Annotated in this window: 18 protein-coding genes; 8 read left to right on the top strand and 10 right to left on the bottom strand. The window is 56.1% G+C overall.

From position 1 onward, the window contains the following. Positions 1–63: 63 nt before the first annotated feature. The 3 genes from C7H09_RS03810 to gmk form a co-directional block, all read right to left on the bottom strand. Positions 64–2,217, bottom strand: a complete 2,154-nt coding sequence (locus tag C7H09_RS03810) for a RelA/SpoT family protein (protein WP_106761302.1) — start codon at positions 2,215–2,217, stop codon at positions 64–66. A 178-nt stretch (positions 2,218–2,395) separates the two neighbouring features. Continuing rightward, entirely contained in the window at positions 2,396–2,608 is a 213-nt protein-coding gene (gene rpoZ / locus C7H09_RS03805; RefSeq protein WP_029654458.1) for a DNA-directed RNA polymerase subunit omega, read from the bottom strand. Between the two features lie 87 nt (positions 2,609–2,695). Then, positions 2,696–3,328, bottom strand: coding sequence for a guanylate kinase (gmk, locus tag C7H09_RS03800; RefSeq protein WP_106761301.1), 633 nt, complete (start codon positions 3,326–3,328; stop codon positions 2,696–2,698). A 193-nt stretch (positions 3,329–3,521) separates the two neighbouring features. Here gmk and C7H09_RS03795 point away from each other — a divergent pair, with 193 nt between their 5' ends. The 3 genes from C7H09_RS03795 to C7H09_RS03785 all read left to right on the top strand — a co-directional run bounded on the left by C7H09_RS03795 (position 3,522) and on the right by C7H09_RS03785 (position 6,240). After that, complete coding sequence (locus C7H09_RS03795; RefSeq protein WP_106761300.1) at positions 3,522–4,400, top strand: universal stress protein; 879 nt, start codon at positions 3,522–3,524, stop codon at positions 4,398–4,400. A 177-nt stretch (positions 4,401–4,577) separates the two neighbouring features. Beyond that, on the top strand, positions 4,578–4,901 hold the full coding sequence (locus C7H09_RS03790) for a helix-turn-helix domain-containing protein (RefSeq protein ID WP_240616495.1): 324 nt from the start codon (positions 4,578–4,580) through the stop codon (positions 4,899–4,901). After that, the gene (locus C7H09_RS03785; RefSeq protein ID WP_106761298.1) at positions 4,891–6,240 is read left to right on the top strand and encodes a type II toxin-antitoxin system HipA family toxin; all 1,350 of its coding nucleotides are present in this window, start codon (positions 4,891–4,893) and stop codon (positions 6,238–6,240) included. The genes C7H09_RS03790 and C7H09_RS03785 overlap by 11 nt, the downstream gene beginning before the upstream one ends. A 170-nt stretch (positions 6,241–6,410) precedes the next feature. Here C7H09_RS03785 and C7H09_RS03780 read toward each other — a convergent pair whose 3' ends face one another. Next, positions 6,411–7,280: a YicC/YloC family endoribonuclease gene (locus C7H09_RS03780; RefSeq protein WP_106761297.1), complete on the bottom strand. Its 870-nt coding sequence runs from the start codon at positions 7,278–7,280 to the stop codon at positions 6,411–6,413. 178 nt (positions 7,281–7,458) lie between these two features. Between C7H09_RS03780 and rph the strand changes: the two genes are divergently transcribed. Further along, positions 7,459–8,175, top strand: coding sequence for a ribonuclease PH (rph, locus tag C7H09_RS03775; RefSeq protein WP_106761296.1), 717 nt, complete (start codon positions 7,459–7,461; stop codon positions 8,173–8,175). Between the two features lie 150 nt (positions 8,176–8,325). On the opposite strand, the gene C7H09_RS03770 is transcribed toward rph, so the two are convergent. Further along, a complete protein-coding gene (locus C7H09_RS03770; protein ID WP_106761295.1) occupies positions 8,326–9,132 on the bottom strand; it encodes an exodeoxyribonuclease III in 807 nt (268 codons plus the stop codon). Positions 9,133–9,213: 81 nt separating this feature from the next. Between C7H09_RS03770 and pyrE the strand changes: the two genes are divergently transcribed. Further along, the gene (gene pyrE, locus C7H09_RS03765) at positions 9,214–9,852 is read left to right on the top strand and encodes an orotate phosphoribosyltransferase (RefSeq protein WP_106761294.1); all 639 of its coding nucleotides are present in this window, start codon (positions 9,214–9,216) and stop codon (positions 9,850–9,852) included. Between the two features lie 3 nt (positions 9,853–9,855). Beyond that, positions 9,856–10,503, top strand: a complete 648-nt coding sequence (locus C7H09_RS03760) for a DUF4124 domain-containing protein (protein ID WP_106761293.1) — start codon at positions 9,856–9,858, stop codon at positions 10,501–10,503. Between the two features lie 80 nt (positions 10,504–10,583). On the opposite strand, the gene C7H09_RS03755 is transcribed toward C7H09_RS03760, so the two are convergent. Both C7H09_RS03755 and C7H09_RS03750 read right to left on the bottom strand, forming a co-directional pair. Continuing rightward, a complete protein-coding gene (locus C7H09_RS03755) occupies positions 10,584–11,000 on the bottom strand; it encodes a hypothetical protein (protein WP_106761292.1) in 417 nt (138 codons plus the stop codon). Between the two features lie 133 nt (positions 11,001–11,133). After that, positions 11,134–11,472 carry a DUF2782 domain-containing protein gene (locus C7H09_RS03750; RefSeq protein ID WP_106761291.1) on the bottom strand — a complete coding sequence of 113 codons (339 nt, stop codon included), beginning with the start codon at positions 11,470–11,472 and terminating at the stop codon, positions 11,134–11,136. Positions 11,473–11,580: 108 nt separating this feature from the next. Between C7H09_RS03750 and polA the strand changes: the two genes are divergently transcribed. Further along, positions 11,581–14,301, top strand: a complete 2,721-nt coding sequence (gene polA, locus C7H09_RS03745; protein WP_106761290.1) for a DNA polymerase I — start codon at positions 11,581–11,583, stop codon at positions 14,299–14,301. 90 nt (positions 14,302–14,391) lie between these two features. On the opposite strand, the gene C7H09_RS03740 is transcribed toward polA, so the two are convergent. From C7H09_RS03740 to C7H09_RS03730, 3 genes are all read right to left on the bottom strand, one after another. Then, the gene (locus tag C7H09_RS03740; RefSeq protein ID WP_106761289.1) at positions 14,392–15,852 is read right to left on the bottom strand and encodes an OmpP1/FadL family transporter; all 1,461 of its coding nucleotides are present in this window, start codon (positions 15,850–15,852) and stop codon (positions 14,392–14,394) included. A 145-nt stretch (positions 15,853–15,997) separates the two neighbouring features. Then, on the bottom strand, positions 15,998–17,119 hold the full coding sequence (locus C7H09_RS03735) for a PilT/PilU family type 4a pilus ATPase (RefSeq protein WP_106761288.1): 1,122 nt from the start codon (positions 17,117–17,119) through the stop codon (positions 15,998–16,000). Between the two features lie 262 nt (positions 17,120–17,381). Next, on the bottom strand, positions 17,382–18,416 hold the full coding sequence (locus tag C7H09_RS03730; RefSeq protein WP_106761287.1) for a type IV pilus twitching motility protein PilT: 1,035 nt from the start codon (positions 18,414–18,416) through the stop codon (positions 17,382–17,384). A gap of 52 nt (positions 18,417–18,468) precedes the next feature. Between C7H09_RS03730 and C7H09_RS03725 the strand changes: the two genes are divergently transcribed. Beyond that, positions 18,469–19,182 (top strand): YggS family pyridoxal phosphate-dependent enzyme, encoded by a 714-nt coding sequence (locus C7H09_RS03725; RefSeq protein ID WP_106761286.1) that lies wholly within the window; start codon positions 18,469–18,471, stop codon positions 19,180–19,182. The last annotated feature ends 9 nt before the right edge of the window (positions 19,183–19,191 follow it).

Raw genomic sequence — 19,191 nt, 5'->3', positions numbered from 1 at the left:
TCCTCTCGTCCAAAACGCCAATCCTCGCCTTTGGGCGTGGCGCCTGTCAACTGCGCAAAGGTCTCAGTAACGCACCCGGCTGATCTGGGTCACAGCCCGGATATTACGCACCCTTCGCATGACCCGTGCCAGATGCTTGCGGCCATGCACATGCACCACCAGGCTGACAATCCCAAATCGGGCGTTCTGATCCTCCACGTTGATTCGGGCAATATTGCCGTCGGCCATGGCCACGGCATTCGCCACCTCGGCAATCACACCACGCTGGCGCTCGAGTTCGACCCGCAACTCCACAGCGAATTCGTCAGTAATGTCCTTGGCCCAGTTCAGGTGCGTCAGCCGCGCCCGGCCGTTGTTGTCGTCTGGCAGCCGTGCACAGGTGTCGGAATGAATCACCATACCTTTGCCGCTGTCCATGACTCCGACAATCGGGTCGCCGGGTATGGGCTTACAACAACTGGCAAAACTCACCAGCAAACCTTCGGTGCCCCGGATAGTGACTGCAGCACCATTGGCTTCCGCCTCGGCCGCCTTCTCCAGGCTGGCGGGTTCGTCGGCCACCAGCTCGCCACCGGACACCAGTTGCCGGGCCACCAGGTAGGCCATCCGGTTGCCCATGCCGATATCACTGATCAGGTCATCAAAGCTGTTCACCTGATTGTGGCTGACCACGGCCTGCTTCTGGGCTTCACTGATATCCGACAGCTTGGCACCAAAGCCTTTCAGTGAACGCTTGAGCAGGGTTTTGCCCAGCTCCAGGGATTCGACACGTTTGCGGGTCTTCAGGGTGTGGCGAATACTGCTGCGGGCCTTGCCGGTAATGACAAAACCCAGCCAGGCGGGATTGGGGCGTGCACCCGGCGCGGTAATAATCTCCACCGTCTGGCCGCTTTGCAGAGGCTGACTGAGTGAAGCCAGATTGCGATTGATCCTGCAGGCCACCGCGGCATTGCCGATGTCGGTGTGAATGGCGTAAGCGAAGTCCACCGGTGTGGCACCGCTGGGCAATTCCATAATCCGGCCACGGGGTGTGAACACGTAAATTTCATCGGGGAACAAATCTACCTTCACGTGCTCGATAAACTCCATGGAGTCATCGGCCCGCTCCCGCATTTCCATCAAGCCCTGAACCCAGCGGTCCACCCGGGACTGGTTGATGGTGGTCACGCCGGAGGCTTCGTTCTTGTACATCCAGTGGGCCGCAATCCCGTTGTTGGCAATGTGCTCCATCTCTTCGGTACGGATCTGGATTTCGATATTCACGTGCATACCGAACAAAGTGGTGTGCAGCGACTGGTAGCCATTGGCCTTGGGCATGGCAATGTAGTCTTTGAAACGCCCCGGAAGCGGCTTGTAGAGGCTGTGGGCGGCCCCCAGAATACGATAGCAGTTGTCTTCGCTGTCGGTGATGATCCGAAAAGCATAGACATCCATGATTTCATGGAAAGATTTCTGCTTGAATTTCATCTTGTTATAGATGGAATTCAGGTGTTTTTCCCGGCCCATAATGCGCCCGGGCAAACCTCGCTCTTCCAGCTTTTCCTGAAGCTTGCCACGGATTTCCTCAATGATTTCCCGGTGGCTGCCGCGAAGCTTTTCCACCGCCTTGGAAATGTATTTGGAGCGCATCGGATACAGCGAGGAAAATCCCAGATCCTCGAGTTCCGTGCAGATAGCGTGCATGCCCAACCGGTTGGCAATAGGCGCGTAGATATCGAGGGTTTCGGCGGCAATCCGCAGGCGTTTTTCGTAGGGCATAGGCCCGAGGGTGCGCATGTTGTGCAGCCGGTCGGCCAGCTTCACCAGAATTACCCGAATATCCTTGGCCATGGCCAGAGTCATTTTCTGGAAGTTCTCGGCCTGGGCTTCGGCCCTGGAGCGGAATTCAATCTGGGTAAGCTTGGAAACGCCGTCGACCAATTCGGCAACATCGTCGCCGAACTGCTCTACCAGGGCATCTTTGGGAATACCGGTGTCTTCAATGACGTCGTGGAGCATGGCGGCCATCAAACTCTGGTGATCCAGCCGAAGGTTCGCCAGGATACCGGCCACAGCCAGCGGATGGGTAATGTACCGATCCCCACTCTTGCGCATCTGGCCTTCGTGGGCCTGCTCGGCGTAATAGTACGCCCTGCGCACCTGGTTGATGCGATTGGTATCCAGATAGGAACTGAGTTCTGTTGCCAGCTCCTCTACTGTTGCTTCTGCTGCCGCCACCGCGCCTCCGAAAATCCGTTAATTGCCGGGCAAACAAAAAGAGCCCGAATGCAAGCATCCGGGCTCTTTCAGTCCTTCCTGGCAAGTTCTATAAGTACACTATAAAACCGCAGGTGCAGATTTCAATGCCTGTTCGCAGTCGGCCAGTGTTTATTACCGGCGCCTGTCGCAAACGGCCTTAATCTTCGTCTTCTTCCAGAAGCAGGTCACGGCTGACCTTGCCTTCAGCGATTTCACGCAGTGCAATCACCGTCGGCTTGTCGTTCTCTTCCGGCACCATCGGCTCGGCACCTTTGGTGGCAATCTGGCGGGCACGCTTGGTGGCCAGCATAACCAGCTGGAAGCGGTTATCAACGTTTTCCAGACAATCTTCAACGGTAACTCGTGCCATTATCTTCCCCGAACAAAAGAATCACAGATTTAGCAGACCGCGTAGTTTACTGCCGCCGGCTCAATTTGTATACAGTGAAAACCCACATCAGCCCCGGTCGCACAAACCATCCAGCAATTGCGCGTAACGCACCTGTTGTACCGGCATCCGTAACCGGCGGCTGCGCGCAATGGCGAGAAGATCCCCAAGTGCCACCGAAAACTCGTCATTCACCACCAGATAGTCAAACTCGACCGCATGACGACACTCTTCCTCGGCTTCAGACAAACGGCGCTCGATGACTTCTGCCGCGTCGGTGCCCCGCCCCACCAGCCGCTCACGCAAAATTGCGGCCGAGGGTGGCACAATAAAAATACTGACACATTCCGGCATCAACCGGCGCACCTGGGCTGCACCCTGCCAGTCGATTTCCAGAATAACATCCCGACCGCTCGCAAGGCGTTCACGCACCCACACCTGAGACGTTCCGTAGTAGTTTCCGAAAACATCGGCATGTTCCAGAAAGTCACCGCGGGCAATCATGGCCTCGAACTCGTCCCGGCTGACGAAGTGATAATTCACACCGTCTTTCTCGCCATCCCGCATCGGGCGGGTTGTGTGAGACACAGACACTCCAAGCCCCGCATCTTCCCGCAACATCTCGGCAACAAGACTGGTTTTGCCCGCACCGGAAGGCGCAGAGATGACAAACAGGGTACCCTGCTCACCGGCCTGACTCATGGCGTATTCACTCCCTAAAGATGACACCGCAACCCGGAGGCGGCGTTAAAACGCCCGGATTATACGGAGTTTGACTTATGTCCGCACCCCGGGGCCAGACCAACTGGTAGTATCATCTGTAACCGCCTGCAAAGGCGTTTACCGGCACACGCACTTTTCTGCCGACACAGACTGACAATAGCGGACACGGAACATGGACAAACTGCTGATCATCATGGACCCCACATCCAAGCACCAGAAAGCGCTGGGGCGGGGAATCGAACTGGCCAGAAAAACCGGCGCCAGTGTGGAAGTGGTTGCTTTTGTGCACGAATATCTCGACGCCCTGCCCAGCGACCAGGCCGTACAACAACGGGCCAAAGAGGCTCTGATCGAAATCAGGGAAAAGTGGCTGCAGCAAATGCTGGCGCTGGCAAACTGCGAAGATCTTGATGTTGTTGCCCGCACCGTGTGGGAGAAAAGCATTCATCGCTGGATCAACCAGCATTGTCGGGACAACAGCATCTCTGCGGTGGTAAAAACCGGCAACCGCTCTGAAACCTTTCTTTACACCCCCACCGACTGGCACCTGATTCGTGAATGCTCCGCACCGGTCATGCTGGTGGCAGAACAAAAGTGGAACAAGGCCCACCCGATACTGGCAGCCGTGGATCTGAGCACCAACAAACCGGTAAAAAAGGCGCTGAACACTCGGATTATCGACCAGGCCTTCCAACTGGCGAGAGCCACCGGCGCCGAACTGCACCTGGTGCACGCCCTGCACACCTCCGTACTGCTGGCAGATCTGGACATCATCGACACCGACGCCCACACCCGCAAACGCCTGGAATCGCTGAAACCGAAGATCGACCACCTGTGCAACACCTGGCATCTAAAGCCGGAGCAGGTTCACGTTGAAACCGGCCCTGCCCAGAAAATCATTCCCAGCATCGCCAGCCGGATCAAGGCTGACATGGTGGTGATTGGCACCACCGGCAAAACCGGCGTCGCCGCCCGGGTGATCGGCAACACCGCCGAAAAGGTACTCACCCACCTGCGTACGGACCTGCTGGCCATCAAACCGGCTGAGTAACAGCGCAGGCTACAATAAAAACGGGGCGATACCCGCCCCGTATGTTGCCCGACATTTGCAGTCCGGCTTATTCCAAATTCCTAATCTGCTCATTGATTAGCGGCCCTTCGCATTTACTACCTCTTTGCTGCACTCCATGGCTACTATAATAGCCATTTTCGATCCTTTACCCCTATAATGGATACAATTGTATCCAATTGGCCGTTGCAGATGAACTTCTCCTTACTTGATGATACGGATGTGAGCCAAGCCTATGCGGCTTATTTGCGAAAGTTACGTCAACGCGCGAAGCTGTCAAGAGCTGCACTGGCAGAGCGAAGCTGTGTACCTGCTGCCACTATTAAAAAATTTGAGTTAACCGGGCAAATTTCATTTCGCCAATTACTGTTACTGTGGCAGACCCTCGACTCGCTGGATAGGCTTTATCAGCTAACGCAACCTGAGAAAGAACTCAGCACTATGCCCTCCAGCATTGACGAGGTGCTGAAAGATGAGTTTTAAACCCATTCAAAAGCTCACCGTAACACGAACGCTACAATCCGGCGAACAGATCGCTGCAGGGGTCTTGGCCCAGAATCGGCAAGGCGTTTTTTTTCAGTATGCAGACAGCTATTTGAAGCAGTTTGGCAATTTATCGCCCTTTACTTTAAGGGCGAGCACACAACTTCAAGCCGCACCTAAACAGCCACACCAGGGTGTGCATGGCGTATTCGGGGATTGCTTGCCTGACGGCTGGGGAATGCTGTTACAAGATCGTATTTTCCGGCAAAAGGGCATTCTGCCTAATCAATTAACAGCAATGGATAGACTGGCCTTTGTCGGTGATAAAGGCATGGGAGCGCTCTCTTTTTCGCCAGCATCTGGATTTTCAGCCACAGCGCACTTCGACATTGATTTGGCAACGTTAGGCTTGGAAGCGCAAACACTGTTCGATACTTCAATGACAGGCTATACGGATAGCAACCACGATGATTTGGATGGGCAGACCCAACATGTGTTGGCCGCATTAGTAGCCGGCGGTAGTTCAGGTGGCGCAAGGCCAAAGGCGCAGATTTATATGCCTGCCGGAGAAACTCAGCATTGCCGAACCTTGGCACAGCCAGGTGATGAAGCCTGGCTGATTAAGTTTACCTCGAAAAATCTAGCGCTCGGGCATGAAGAAGGCTTGTGCGAGGCGGTTTATTTACAGATGGCTGAGCAAGCAAAATGCCAACCGCCTGCCTGGCAACTCATTGAAGCGCCGCATACAAGCGGTGCACCCGCCTGGTTGGCGCTCAAGCGTTTTGATTATGTCGCTGACCATGCCGATTTAACCGGCAAACACAGCTCAGGGCGATTGCATATGCACAGCGCCTGCGGGCTGCTGGATGCAGACTTTCGAACGCCAAGCCTGGATTATATTGACTTGATCAAAGCCAGCCGTCAACTGTGCAAATCTCCAGCCGCTGGGCAACTGCAATTTCGACGTGCGATTTTCAACCTTTTGTCGTCTAACCAAGACGACCACAGTAAAAATTGGGCTTTTTTACAGCAGGATAACGGCCAATGGCAGCTTGCGCCCTTTTACGATGTCACTTATAGCCCGCATCCACTCAATGAACATGCCACCGCATTTGGCGGTTATGGTCACACTCCACCGACTAAGGTTATGCACAAACTGGCCGCAAGTGCTGGCTATGGGACTTGGAATGACGCAAGGCAAGTTATTGAAGAGGTGTCAGAAGCCATCAGCCAATTTACGTATCTGGCACAGCAACAAGGGGTCAGCAAAATCAAAGTATCAGGAATTGCCAAGACACTGGATCAGCGCAAACAGGAAAACGCAGCGCTTTTTCAATAAAGATAGAGCAAGCGTTAAGAATGTTGGTCGGGTCAACATATCAAGGCTCAATACATGAAGTTCGCCAAAGCCGGGTTCCGATCAGAAAGCTTGATAGTCGCACGCTATGGACGAAAAAACAGAAAAGCCCTGTATTAATAATCAAATAACAGGGCTTGCACGGGTAAAAACTATTCGATGTTCTGCACCTGCTCCCGCATCTGCTCGATCAGTACTTTCAGGTCTACCGCAGCACGGGTTACTCCAGCGTCAAAGCTCTTGCTGCTCAGGGTATTGGCCTCACGGTTCAGCTCCTGCATCAGAAAGTCCAAGCGCCGGCCAATCGCATCGTTGCCTTTCAGAGTATCCGTAACCTCACTGATGTGGGCTTCCAGCCTGTCCAGCTCTTCTGCCACATCACTTTTTTGCGCCAGCATCACCATTTCCTGGGCCACACGCTCCGGATCAAGGTCCACTTTGGCCTTCTCAAACCGCTCGCGCAGGCTCTTCTCCTGAGCCGCCAACAGCTCCGGCAGGCGAGCACGCACATCCACCACCAGGTTCGCCATGGTACTTAACCGATCTTCGAACAGGGGACGCAGACGCTCACCCTCCCGTTCCCGAACCTGCACCAGTTCAGTAACCGTCTCGGCAAACAGATCAGCAGCCGCATGGCGCGCGGCACTGTAGTCCTGTTCTGGCACCGACAGCACGCCAGGCCAGCGAAGAATATCCAGGGAATTGATGTGGGCCGGATTGTCCAGCATACGGTTAATGTGATTGGCCGCCTCGTTGACGGCCTTGGCGACGGTCTCATTAATTTCGAAACTCTGTTCGCCCTGCTCCGCCGACTGCAGGCGCATGGAAATATCCACTTTGCCCCGCTTCAGCCCCTTCTTGCGCAATTCTTCCCTGAACCGGTTTTCCAGTTCGCGGAAGGCCTCTGGCAAACGAAAGGATGGCTCCAGGTAGCGATGGTTAACCGTGCGGATCTCGCAGGTCAGTGTTCCCCAGTCTCCCCGGGTATCCTTGCGGGCAAATGCAGTCATACTGCGGATCATAATGGCTCCCTACCTGTGAACGTTTTACCGGAGTTTAACAGGCATTCCGCCCGGGCGGCGAACCCGACCAAAGCCGCACGGTCGGCCAGCGCCCAAAGACAGCGTGTTATACTCGTCCGCTCACATTCAACCAGACCGGCTCCCGCCGGACATTCAAACGGCAATAACAGGACACACTATGCGACCCAGCGGCAGAACGCCCGAGCAACCCAGAAACGTCCGGATCACCCGCAACTACACCCGCCATGCGGAAGGCTCCGTGCTGGTAGAATTTGGTGACACCAAGGTCATCTGCACCGCCTCCGTCGAAAACAAGGTACCTCCTTTTCTGCGGGGCGAAGGCCGGGGCTGGATCACCGCCGAGTACGGCATGCTGCCCCGCTCCACCGGTAGCCGCATGGGCCGGGAAGCCGCCCGCGGCAAGCAGGGTGGCCGCACCGTGGAAATCCAGCGCCTGATCGGCCGATCTCTGCGGGCAGCCGTGGACCTCGAAGCCCTCGGCGAGCACACCATCACCATCGACTGCGACGTTATCCAGGCCGATGGCGGCACCCGCACGGCCGCTATTACCGGTGGCTGCGTGGCGCTGGTGGACGCCCTTAACCACCTGGTGGCCGAGAAGCGCCTGAAGGCGTCACCCCTGAAGCAAATGGTGGCGGCTATTTCGGTAGGTGTGTACAAAGGTGAGCCGGTGGCGGACCTGGATTATCCGGAAGATTCGGAAGCCGAAACCGACATGAACGTAATCATGACCGACAAGGGCGGTTTCATTGAAATTCAGGGAACCGCAGAAGGCGCACCTTTCGAGCAGGGCGAACTGGACAGCATGATGACGCTTGCCCGACGGGCGATTGACCAGTTGTTCGAGATGCAGAAGGCGGCGCTGGCTGAATAAGACCTCAGGCTGACTAAAACGTAGCGGGTTCGGAGGGGGAGACCTTTCCGGAACCGTCTCCGGCCAGGGACGGCCGGAGTCGAGCGCACATGGATGTGCTTGTAGCGTGTCGCGGAAAGGTCTCCCCCTCCGGACACGCGGCAGGTTTAATCAGAAACCGATTTCGATGTCGTAATCCATGATCACCGGGGCGTGATCGGAAAACCGGGTCTCTTCATCAATCCAGCCATCGCGGATAGTTTTCCGGATCCCCGGCGTCAGCAGTTGATAATCCACCCGGATACCCGCCTTTTTGCGCGACCCCTCGGTTTGCTCCGGCCACCAGGTAAACTGGTTGCTTTGCTTGTTGATTTCACGGAACGCATCAACCGTACCCATCTCATCAAACAGTCGATCCAACCACGCCCGCTCGTGGGGCAGGAAGCCGGAGAAATCGGTCTTGTGGTACAGAGGGCTGGCGTCGGTTACATGATGAGCCGTTTGCAGGTTGGCACAGAAGATAAACTGGCGACGCTTGCGCAGGGTTTTCTGCATATGCACGCCAAAGGCGTCCATAAACTCGTCTTTGTGATCGAGAACTGTCAGGTCGTCCTCGCCGGTTAATTCCTCTTCGCGCCCCAAAGCACAGGGTGCCAGCACACAGGCCACCGACACCTTATCAAAATCAGCCTGGATAAAACGGCCTTCGCGGTCTGCCTGTTCGTTGGCAAAGCCGTACATGATGGCCTTTGGGAAATGCCGGGTATAGATACCCACACCACCATGCTCGTTCAGCTCACCGTCAATAAAGTAAGCCTCATAGCCTTCGGGAATCAGATTCCGGTCCTCAACTTCATACGCACGCATGCGGTGATCCTGAACGCAAACTACATCTGCGTCCTGCTCCGCCAGCCAGTCGAAAAAGCCCTTCTCAACGGCCTGTTCAAGACCATTGACGCTGATTGATACTACCCGCATACGTGTTCCCTGATTCGGTTTGTGTGTATGATACCGCTTTTGCGCCTTAATTAAAGATCAAACCCCGCCAGAAGCCTTGCCATGCACGACTATCAGAAAAAATTTATTGAATTTGCCATCCAGCGGAATGTTCTTCGATTCGGAGAATTCACACTCAAATCCGGGCGCACCAGCCCCTACTTTTTCAATGCAGGGCTGTTCAATACCGGAAACGACCTGCTTGAACTGAGCAAGGCCTACGCCGCCGCGATCGAGCGCAGCGGGCTAGATTATGACATCATTTTCGGACCTGCCTATAAGGGCATTCCGTTGGCCACCGTTACCGCCATGGCGCTGGCTACAGGCGGTAACAACAAACCTTTTGCCTTTAACCGTAAAGAGAAGAAAGATCACGGTGAAGGTGGCAATATTGTTGGCGCACCGCTAAAAGGTAAGATACTGATTGTTGACGACGTCATTACCGCTGGCACCGCCATTCGCGAGTCCATGGACATTATCCGGGCCGCAGGTGCAGAGCCTGCCGGAGTACTGATCGCACTGGATCGCCAGGAAAAAGGCAATGGCGAACTCTCAGCCATTCAGGAAGTGGAGCGGGACTTCGGCATCCCGGTTGTCAGCATCATTCGCCTGGAACAGGTACTGGATTACCTGAAAACAAATCCGGAGTTTTCAGGCCACGCGGAGAATGTGGCCCGTTACCGGGATCAATACGGAGTCTGATCCATGCAGCGCCGTCTGGCTGTTTCGTCTATGGTTGCCGGTATGGCGGCGATGGCCCTGCTCTATAGCGCAGGCGCCCAGGCCACCATGTACCGTTACACAGACGCAAACGGACAACTGGTGATCAGCAGCACAATTCCGCAGGAAGCCACCCGGCGCGGATACCAGATCCTGAATAACTCCGGCCGGGTTATCGATACCATTCCCGCAGCCCCCACCGCCGAAGAAATTGCCGCCCGGGAAGCCAAGAAAGAGCGCCAGAGGCAGCGCGAGCGGCAGCAGGAAGAAGACCGGCAGCTACTCAAGCGCTTCAGTCATCCGGATCAGGCCGTTCGAGCGATGCACCGGAAAATGCGCGAACTCGAAGGCATTATTCAGTTGAAGCGGGGCAATATTTCGGTCATCTCCAGCCAGCTGGACGAAGAGCAAAGCCGTGCGGCGAATATGGAGCGGGCTGGCCGGGCCATTCCGGATACCATGCTCGAGAAAATCCAGCGCCTCGAAGCCCAGATACGGGACATTGAGCGCGAAATTTCCGCACAGCGCCAGAGCATTGGGGAAATGAAAAAGACATTCGTTAACGAGGTTGAACGACTGGAAATCATCACTGGCGAGTCTCGCACCCTGCCACTGGATCCCGACGACGGCTAACATCCTCGCCGAACAAACTCCGTAAAGCACAAAGGGCGCCCGGTTGGACGCCCTTTGTGCTTAAACGGTACTCGCCTGCCTCAGGCCGATGCTGTCGCTTTTTTCGCGCTGCTCTTGCGGGCAGCAGGCTTGCGCGCTGCAGGCTTCTTCTCGGTCACAGACTTTTTAGCGTCTTGCGCGGCTTCAGCCACCTCTTCTGCGGCTTCGGTAACAACGTCAGCGCTTTCAGCGGCTTCCTTCTCCAGCTTGGCCACCAGGTCAGAGGCGAAGCTGCCAAAGCGGGTGTTCAATGTCCGCAGTTGCTCGAACAGGTTTTCAGAGTAGCCATTGTAGCGCTTGCGCAGGCCTTTCACGCTGTACTCACGGGCTTCAGCTTCCAGCTTTTCCGCATAGTCGAAAGGCTTGGAAGCCAGCTTTTTCTGCTGCGCTTCGGCACTGTTGATGCCTTTTTCTACGATTTCCTGCAGTTGTTCCTGATAAGTTTTCAGCTTGCCCATGGCGTGTCTCCTGATTTTCGAATCATGTGGCCTGCGGTTAAAACACAAGCACCTTGTAACGTTCGATTATGAGATTACGGCCAAAAATTAGAATGTTCATACTAAACCGCGGAGCAACAGCGAACTTTTCGCGCTACCAGCGAAACAGCACCCAGCTCGGCACCATCAGGCCAGACTCAGTATCCTGCTGCCAGCCACCCCCGTCGGCAGGAACCAGGTAATATTCGGGCCCAACCTCCGGCACTACTTTTATCTCCACCAGCTGCCCGTTTACCCGATACTCGTAAAACACTTCGTTCTTGCCCGGACGGATAACGATTTCCGGCCCGGCCTCCGGTGGCTGATAGTCTGAAATAACCACCGGTTCTTTTGGCGTCTCTACCGGGGTCTGATCCAGAGCGCCGGAATCCTGTGCCAATGCCGATGCACCGAAACAGCCCAGAAGCAGGGCCGAACACGCGATTCGCTTCATTTTCGTGATACCCTTTCCATGAACGACTGGCCGCCCCTTGACGGCCATTTGACTACAGAGTTGCACAAGCCAACCCACGCTTCAATCAGAATCCGGACCTGCTTTGACATGACTGAAAAATCCAACCCGCCTGTGGTTCTGGTAGACGGATCGTCCTACCTGTTCCGCGCATATCACGCATTGCCACCCCTGACCACCAGCAAGAACCATCCTACCGGTGCCATCAAAGGTGTGATCAGCATGCTTCGGCGCCTGGAGCAGGACTACCCGGGCTCGAAAACGGTGGTGGTGTTTGATGCCAAAGGCAAAACCTTCCGCCATGAAATGTACGAAGAATACAAGGCCAACCGCCCACCGATGCCCGAAGACCTGGCGATTCAGATCGAACCGATTCATCGGATTGTCGAAGCGATGGGCCTGCCACTTCTGATTGTGCCCGACGTGGAAGCCGACGATGTGATCGGCACACTCGCCCATGAAGCCACCAGCAAAGGCATTGATGTGGTTGTCTCCACCGGCGACAAGGACATGGCCCAGCTGGTCAGCGATCATGTCACGCTGATCAATACCATGACAGAAACCGCCATGGATCGGGATGGCGTGATTGAAAAGTTCGGCGTTACCCCAGAACAGATTATCGACTACCTGGCACTGGTCGGCGACAAGGTGGATAACATTCCCGGTGTGAACAAGTGCGGCCCGAAAACCGCAGTAAAGTGGCTGGAAAGCTACCAGAATCTTGACAACATCATGGCCCACGCCGACGAGATCAAGGGCAAGATCGGCGAATATCTGCGGGAAGCTCTCGAGACTCTGCCCCTGAGCCGCGACCTGGCAACCATTCGAACGGATGTGGAACTGGCGTTTGGTCTGGAGGATCTGCAAGAACGAACCCAGGATGATCAGGCCCTGCTGGCGCTGTTCAAAGAGTACGAGTTCCGCGGCTGGATTAACGAGCTGGAAGCCGTTGAAACCGAACCCACCTCCAGTGAACCATCTGAGCCAGCCGCTGCACTGGAAAAGCACTACGAGGTAATTACCGGTCAACAGGAGCTCGACCAGTGGCTTAAAGCCCTGGAATCAGCAGAATGCTTTGCTTTTGACACCGAAACCACCAGCCTGCGCTACATGGATGCTGAAATTGTCGGTGTGTCCTTTTCCATTGAGCCGGGTAAAGCCGCCTATGTGCCGCTGGGGCACGATTACATGGGGGCGCCGGAGCAACTCGACAGGGGCGAGGTACTGAACCAGCTGAAACCCTTGCTGGAAAACCCGGAACAGAAGAAAATCGGCCAGAACCTCAAATACGATAAAAACGTACTGGCCAACCATGGCATTCACCTCGAGGGTATTGCCGAGGACACCATGGTGGAATCCTACGTACTCAACTCCGTGGCCACCCGACATGATATGGACAGCCTCGCCAGGCTCTACCTGGATGAGCAAACCATCAGCTACGAGTCCATCGCCGGTAAAGGGGCAAAGCAACTGACCTTCAACCAGATCGATCTGGAGAAAGCCGGCCCCTACGCGGCCGAAGACGCCGACATTACCCTGCGCCTGCACCAGGCTCTCAGCCCCAGACTGAAAGAAACCGGCAAACTTGAGGCCATCTACCGGGACATCGACCTGCCCCTGGTGCCGGTGCTGTCGAGAATGGAACAGCGGGGCACCCTGATCAGTGCCAGCACCCTGCGCCAGCACAGCCAGGAGCTGGCAGAACGCATGGCAGAGCTTGAGAAAGAAGCCCATGAGGTTGCCGGAGAGCCCTTCAATCTGGGCTCCACCAAACAGCTTCAGGCGATTCTGTACGACAAACTCGGCCTGCGGGTGATCAAAAAAACCCCCAAGGGCGCACCTTCCACGGCAGAACCGGTACTTCAGGAGCTGGCTCACGAACACGAGCTACCACATCTGATTGTGCAGCACCGAAGCCTGAGCAAACTCAAATCCACCTATACCGATACCCTCCCGGAACTGATCCACCATCGTACCGGCCGGGTGCATACGTCTTACCACCAGGCAGTAACCGCTACCGGAAGGCTGTCGTCTTCAGAGCCTAATTTACAGAATATCCCGATCCGTACCGAAGAAGGACGACGCATCCGCCAGGCGTTTATTGCGCCGGAGGGGTACAAGCTGCTGGCCGCAGACTATTCCCAGATCGAGCTGAGGATCATGGCCCACCTGTCGGGTGACAAAGGCCTGCTGACCGCTTTCGAGCGCGGCGAAGACATTCACAAAGCCACAGCTGCTGAAGTGTTCGGGGTATCCCTGGAAGAAGTGAGCACCGACCAGCGGCGCAGCGCCAAGGCGATCAACTTCGGCCTGATCTACGGCATGTCTGCCTTCGGCCTGGCCCGACAGCTGGACGTGGATCGCAAAACCGCCCAGGAATACATCGACCGCTACTTTGAGCGTTATCCAGGTGTTCTGAACTACATGGACAACATCCGCAAACAGGCCCATGAAGACGGCTATGTAGAAACTCTTTATGGCCGCCGGCTCTACCTGCCGGAGATCAACGCGCGCAACAAACAGCTGCAGCAGGCCGCCGAACGCACCGCGATCAACGCCCCCATGCAGGGTACAGCCGCAGACATCATCAAGCGGGCCATGATCGAGGTGGATCACTGGCTGCGCAGCGAACATGCCGACGATGCCTGCATGACCATGCAAGTACACGATGAACTGATTATCGAGGTGCGTGAAGACGCAGTGGAGAAGATAAAGGAAGGGCTCGTCCGGCGCATGTCGGCCGCGGCAAGCCTGGATGTCCCGCTGCTGGTTGAGGCCGGTATCGGCGACAACTGGGATCAGGCGCACTGAAAACCAGACAGCCCCTGACATCTCTGGCAGGGGCTGTTTGAACAAAAGTGAGCGGGGCTGAAAAGGCCCCGCTTTAGCTTCAGGCCGACATCAGAACGCCTTGCTGATCTCGAACGCCGCACTCCAGGCACTGAGATCGTACTCTGCAGAGTAGTAGCTCGGGTCTTCCACATTCGGCGCGATCGGTGCAACCTGGCCAGGATTGGCATGCTGGTAGTTGCGCTCGGTGAACTTCGGGTCATCGGTAAACAGAAGGGTGCCAACCGCCACATCCACAGACCATCCACTGCGGGCATCTTTCCACTGGGTACCCAATGTCAGCCAGTGGCGGTTGCTGGACGGAATCCGCGCGGTCAGGTAGTTGTCGACCGGCGACTCATCCCAGGCGTAACCGGCCTTGAACGCCCACGCAGGCGTCGCCTGCCAGATGCCACCCACGTTCACCTGCCAGGTATTCTTCCACTTTTCCGTAATGTGGGTGATCGGGTCGCCCACCATGCCGGAAATCGCACCCTGACCGTTTTCGCGACTGTAGATATCCAGCTCCTGGAAACGGCTCCAGCGCGCATAGGTGGCACCGGCCAGAAGGGTAACGTCGTCGGTCAGTTGATGGCGCACACCAAGGGTTGCCGCTTCCGGAATAGCCAGGGGCACTTCAACACGCTCATTCAGGGTGGTGGTCATGCCGGGCTGAGACGGAACCGGGAAGTTACTGATTTCGGCATCACCCTTGAGCTCCAGTTCAGTTCCCGTCTGGGCACTCAGCGCAAATTGAGTGCGCTCGCTCAGCTCATACAGAAAGCCGACACGGAAAGTCACTCCGATATCATCGCCTTCAATGTCTGCGTAGGGATCCTGCATACCGGCAACGGCTTGTTTGGCCAGTGCATCGGCCTGTGCCTGGGTAGCACCACCCTGCAACGCCTGCTGGAAGGCGGCAGGATACACTCGCCCGGCAATATCCTGATATTTGGTCAGGCGCCCTTCCGCATACATGATGTTAAGCCCGACCCCCATAGACAGCCCTTTGCCGTTGTTCACGGAAATGGACGGTGTGAAGGCAATCGCCTTGAGCTCGGTTTTGTCAGCAAAGTAGCGGCCGACAAAGTTGTCGTCGTAATCGGCTGCCAGGCCGTAGGGCGCATGAATGCCGAAACCGACATCAATGGCATCATTGACTTCATGGGTCAGATAGAAATTCGGGAGTACCGCGAGATCGGCAATATCGCCGCCGGTGTTGCCTTCAACAGGAATGTTAACACCAGGCATGTTCCGGCGAGCTTCGGCACGCTTGGCTTCGGCATCAATATCCAGCACGGCCGCACCGAAAGAAATATTGGTACCAGACAACTGGCTCATACCCGCCGGGTTAAACAGAACGGTGGTGGCATTTTCCGGGTTTGCGGCAGCCCCCGCATTCGCCACGCCCATCTGGCTGGCGCTTTGCTCATTCAGGGAAAAACCGCCGGCAAAAACCGTTGTCGGAACAGCAATAACGGCCAGAGACGCAAGTCGGATAGCTTTTACGAGTGCATTGGAATTCTTGTGCATGGTATCTCCTTTTTAGAATAGCGCGGAGTATACGCAGCACATAGCAAAGGCCTCAAATGCCAAAACTATTGATTCGCAAAACTAACAGATTGCGACTTTAGTATAATACCCCGCCCCGCAACAGCGGGGTGAGGCACGGGCAACATCAGTCGTCCTGGATGGTGAGCTTGTCGACCGACGAGGACAGCTTATCTGCGCCCTGGGCGTCAGTTCCCAGCTTGATCATCAGGCGCAAGTCGTTGGCAGAGTCGGCGTGAGCCAGCGCATCTTCGTAGGTAATTGACCCCTCGGAATACAGCATGTAAAGAGCCTGGTCGAAAGTCTGCATGCCGGACTCGTTGGACTTGGCCATCAATTCCTTGAGCTTGTGCACCTCGCCCTTCCGGATCAGATCCGCCACCAGCGGTGTATTGATCAGAACCTCGATAACGGCTTTGCGCCCTTTTCCGTCCGGCGTGGGCACCAGCTGTTGGGCAACAATGGCGCGAAGGTTCAGCGAGAGATCCATCCAGATCTGGTTATGCTGCTCGGGTGGGAAGAACTGAATAATCCGATCCAGCGCCTGGTTGGCGTTGTTGGCATGCAGGGTGGCCAGACACAAGTGGCCGGTTTCCGCAAACTGCACGGAGTATTCCATGGTCTGGCGGGTACGCACCTCACCAATCAGAATAACGTCCGGCGCTTGCCGCAGGGTGTTTTTCAGAGCGACTTCAAAACTCTCGGTATCGATACCCACTTCGCGCTGGGTAACAATACAGCCCTGATGCTGGTGCACGAATTCGATCGGGTCTTCAATAGAAATGATATGACCCCGGCTGTTCCGGTTCCGGTGCCCGAGCATGGCCGCCAGCGAGGTGGACTTACCGGTACCGGTGGCGCCGACAAACATGATCAGGCCACGCTTGGTCATTGCCAGGTCTTTGATGATATCCGGCAGCGCCAGATCGTCGATCTGCGGAATCTTCACCTCAATCCTGCGCAAAACCATGCCACACAGGTTACGCTGGAAAAATGCCGACACCCGGAACCGGCCGATACCGCGGGCACTGATGGCAAAGTTACACTCGTGGGTCTCGTCAAATTCGGCGCGTTGCCGGTCGTTCATTGCTCCATAGACAAGCTCCCGGGTCTGCTCCGGCGTCAGGGCATTTTTGGTAACCGGCAGCACTTTCCCGTTTACTTTCATGCTCGGCGGCACACCTGCGGTGATAAACAGATCTGAGCCACCCTTTTCGACCATCAGCCGCAACAGTTTTTCGAATTCCATGGTTCTACCTATTTTTTCTCTGCTTAAGCAAACGCTGCAAAACGTTCGATGGCGCTGGGCGTTTGTCCTGCCCGGGACTGTCTGCAGCATGGATGCTGCAGTCAAGCGTACAGGGACGCATTTACAGCGTGTCCCGGGCAGGACAAACGCCCAGCGCCCCGCACCTGACTGCAAGGCCAGGGAGTAACGCCCGAGCCTTTCATAGACTAGTCGAGGATTTGATCCCCGAGAATTCTGTGCAGCTTACGCCAGCACAGATTACTCAGAAGTTATCCGGCATCTTCGCCTTCATACGCGCCGCTTCCCGGGAAATCAGCCCCTTCTGTAACAAACGCTCCAGGCACTGATCCAGCGTTTGCATACCCAGCGAACCGCCGGTCTGAATCGCCGAGTACATCTGGGCGATCTTATCTTCACGGATCAGGTTCCGGATGGCGGCGGTGCCGATCATGATCTCGTGGGCCGCAATCCGGCCACCACCCATCTTTTTCATCAGTGTCTGGGAAATAACCGCCTGCAGGGATTCCGAAAGCATGGAGCGAACCATGGATTTTTCCTCCGCCGGGAACACGTCGACCACCCGGTCAATGGTCTTGGCGGCCGAGGTGGTGTGCAGGGTGCCGAACACAAGGTGCCCGGTTTCCGCAGCGGTCAGCGCCAGACGGATGGTTTCAAGATCCCGGAGCTCGCCCACCAGAATGATGTCGGGGTCTTCCCGCAGGGCCGAACGCAGGGCTTCGTTAAAGCCCAGTGTATCCCGGTGTACTTCCCGCTGGTTTACCAGACACTTCTTGGACTCGTGGACAAATTCGATCGGGTCTTCGATGGTCAGAATATGCTCGTATCGAGTGTCGTTGATGTAGTCCATCATCGCCGCCAGAGTCGTGGACTTACCGGAACCGGTAGGCCCTGTTACCAGCACCAGACCACGGGGAACCGAGGCAATGTCCTTGAAAACCTGGCCCATGCCCAGATCTTCCATGGTAAGCACTTTCGAGGGAATGGTCCGGAAAACCGCACCGGCACCCCGGTTTTGGTTAAAGGCGTTAACCCGGAAACGGGCAACACCGGGCACTTCGAACGAGAAGTCGGTTTCGAGGAATTCTTCGTAATCCTTACGCTGCTTGTCGTTCATGATGTCGTAGATCAACCCGTGCACTTCTTTGTGCTCCATCGGGGGCAGATTAATCCTGCGCACGTCGCCGTCTACACGAATCATCGGGGGCAAACCGGCAGACAGGTGCAAATCCGACGCACCCTGTTTCGCCGAAAAGGCAAGCAGTTCAGTAATATCCATAGGATTCCTCGGAGGGCTTTTTCTTTTAGTCCAGAAGCGGCAAACTCACATCATGAGCAGCATAGCAGACAACATCGGGAGCGTAACCCGACGCATACAAAAAGCAACATTGAACGCAGGCCGGGAGCCAGGCAGTGTGCGCCTGCTGGCGGTTAGCAAGACCCGGCCGGCCAGCGATCTGAAAACGGCCATTGAAGCTGGCCAAACAGCCTTCGGCGAGAACTATCTTCAGGAGGCGCTCGACAAGATGGCGGCGCTGGAGGGCGCTGAGGGTATCGAGTGGCATTTTATCGGCCCCATCCAGTCCAACAAAACCCGGCAGATTGCAGAGGCTTTTGACTGGGTACACAGCGTCGACCGGCTCAAGATTGCAAGCCGCCTGAACGAGCAACGGCCCACTGGCATGCGCCCTCTGGATATCTGCCTCCAGGTGAACATCAACAACGAAGACAGCAAATCCGGCTGCGCCGTTGAGGACCTCGAGCAACTGGCCGCCGCCATTGAAGGCCTGCCAAACTTGCGGTTGCGGGGCCTGATGGCCATACCGGATCCGGATCAGCCAGAAGCCGACCTCCGGCTGAGCTTCCGCAAACTGGCAAAAGCACTGGCCTCGCTGCGCCAGGCGCTCCCTGCAGCCGGGCCTCTGGATACATTGTCGATGGGCATGTCGGGGGATCTCGAACCGGCCATTGCCGAAGGCGCGACCTGGGTTCGGGTCGGCTCGGCACTGTTTGGGGCCAGAGCGCCGAAACACAGCGAAAGCTGAGGCGCGAGG

The organism is Marinobacter fuscus, from assembly GCF_003007675.1.
In the GTDB taxonomy this organism is placed as follows: domain Bacteria; phylum Pseudomonadota; class Gammaproteobacteria; order Pseudomonadales; family Oleiphilaceae; genus Marinobacter; species Marinobacter fuscus.
Note: the sequence above shows the minus strand (reverse complement) of the source record. Positions and strands in the feature narration are given on the sequence as shown.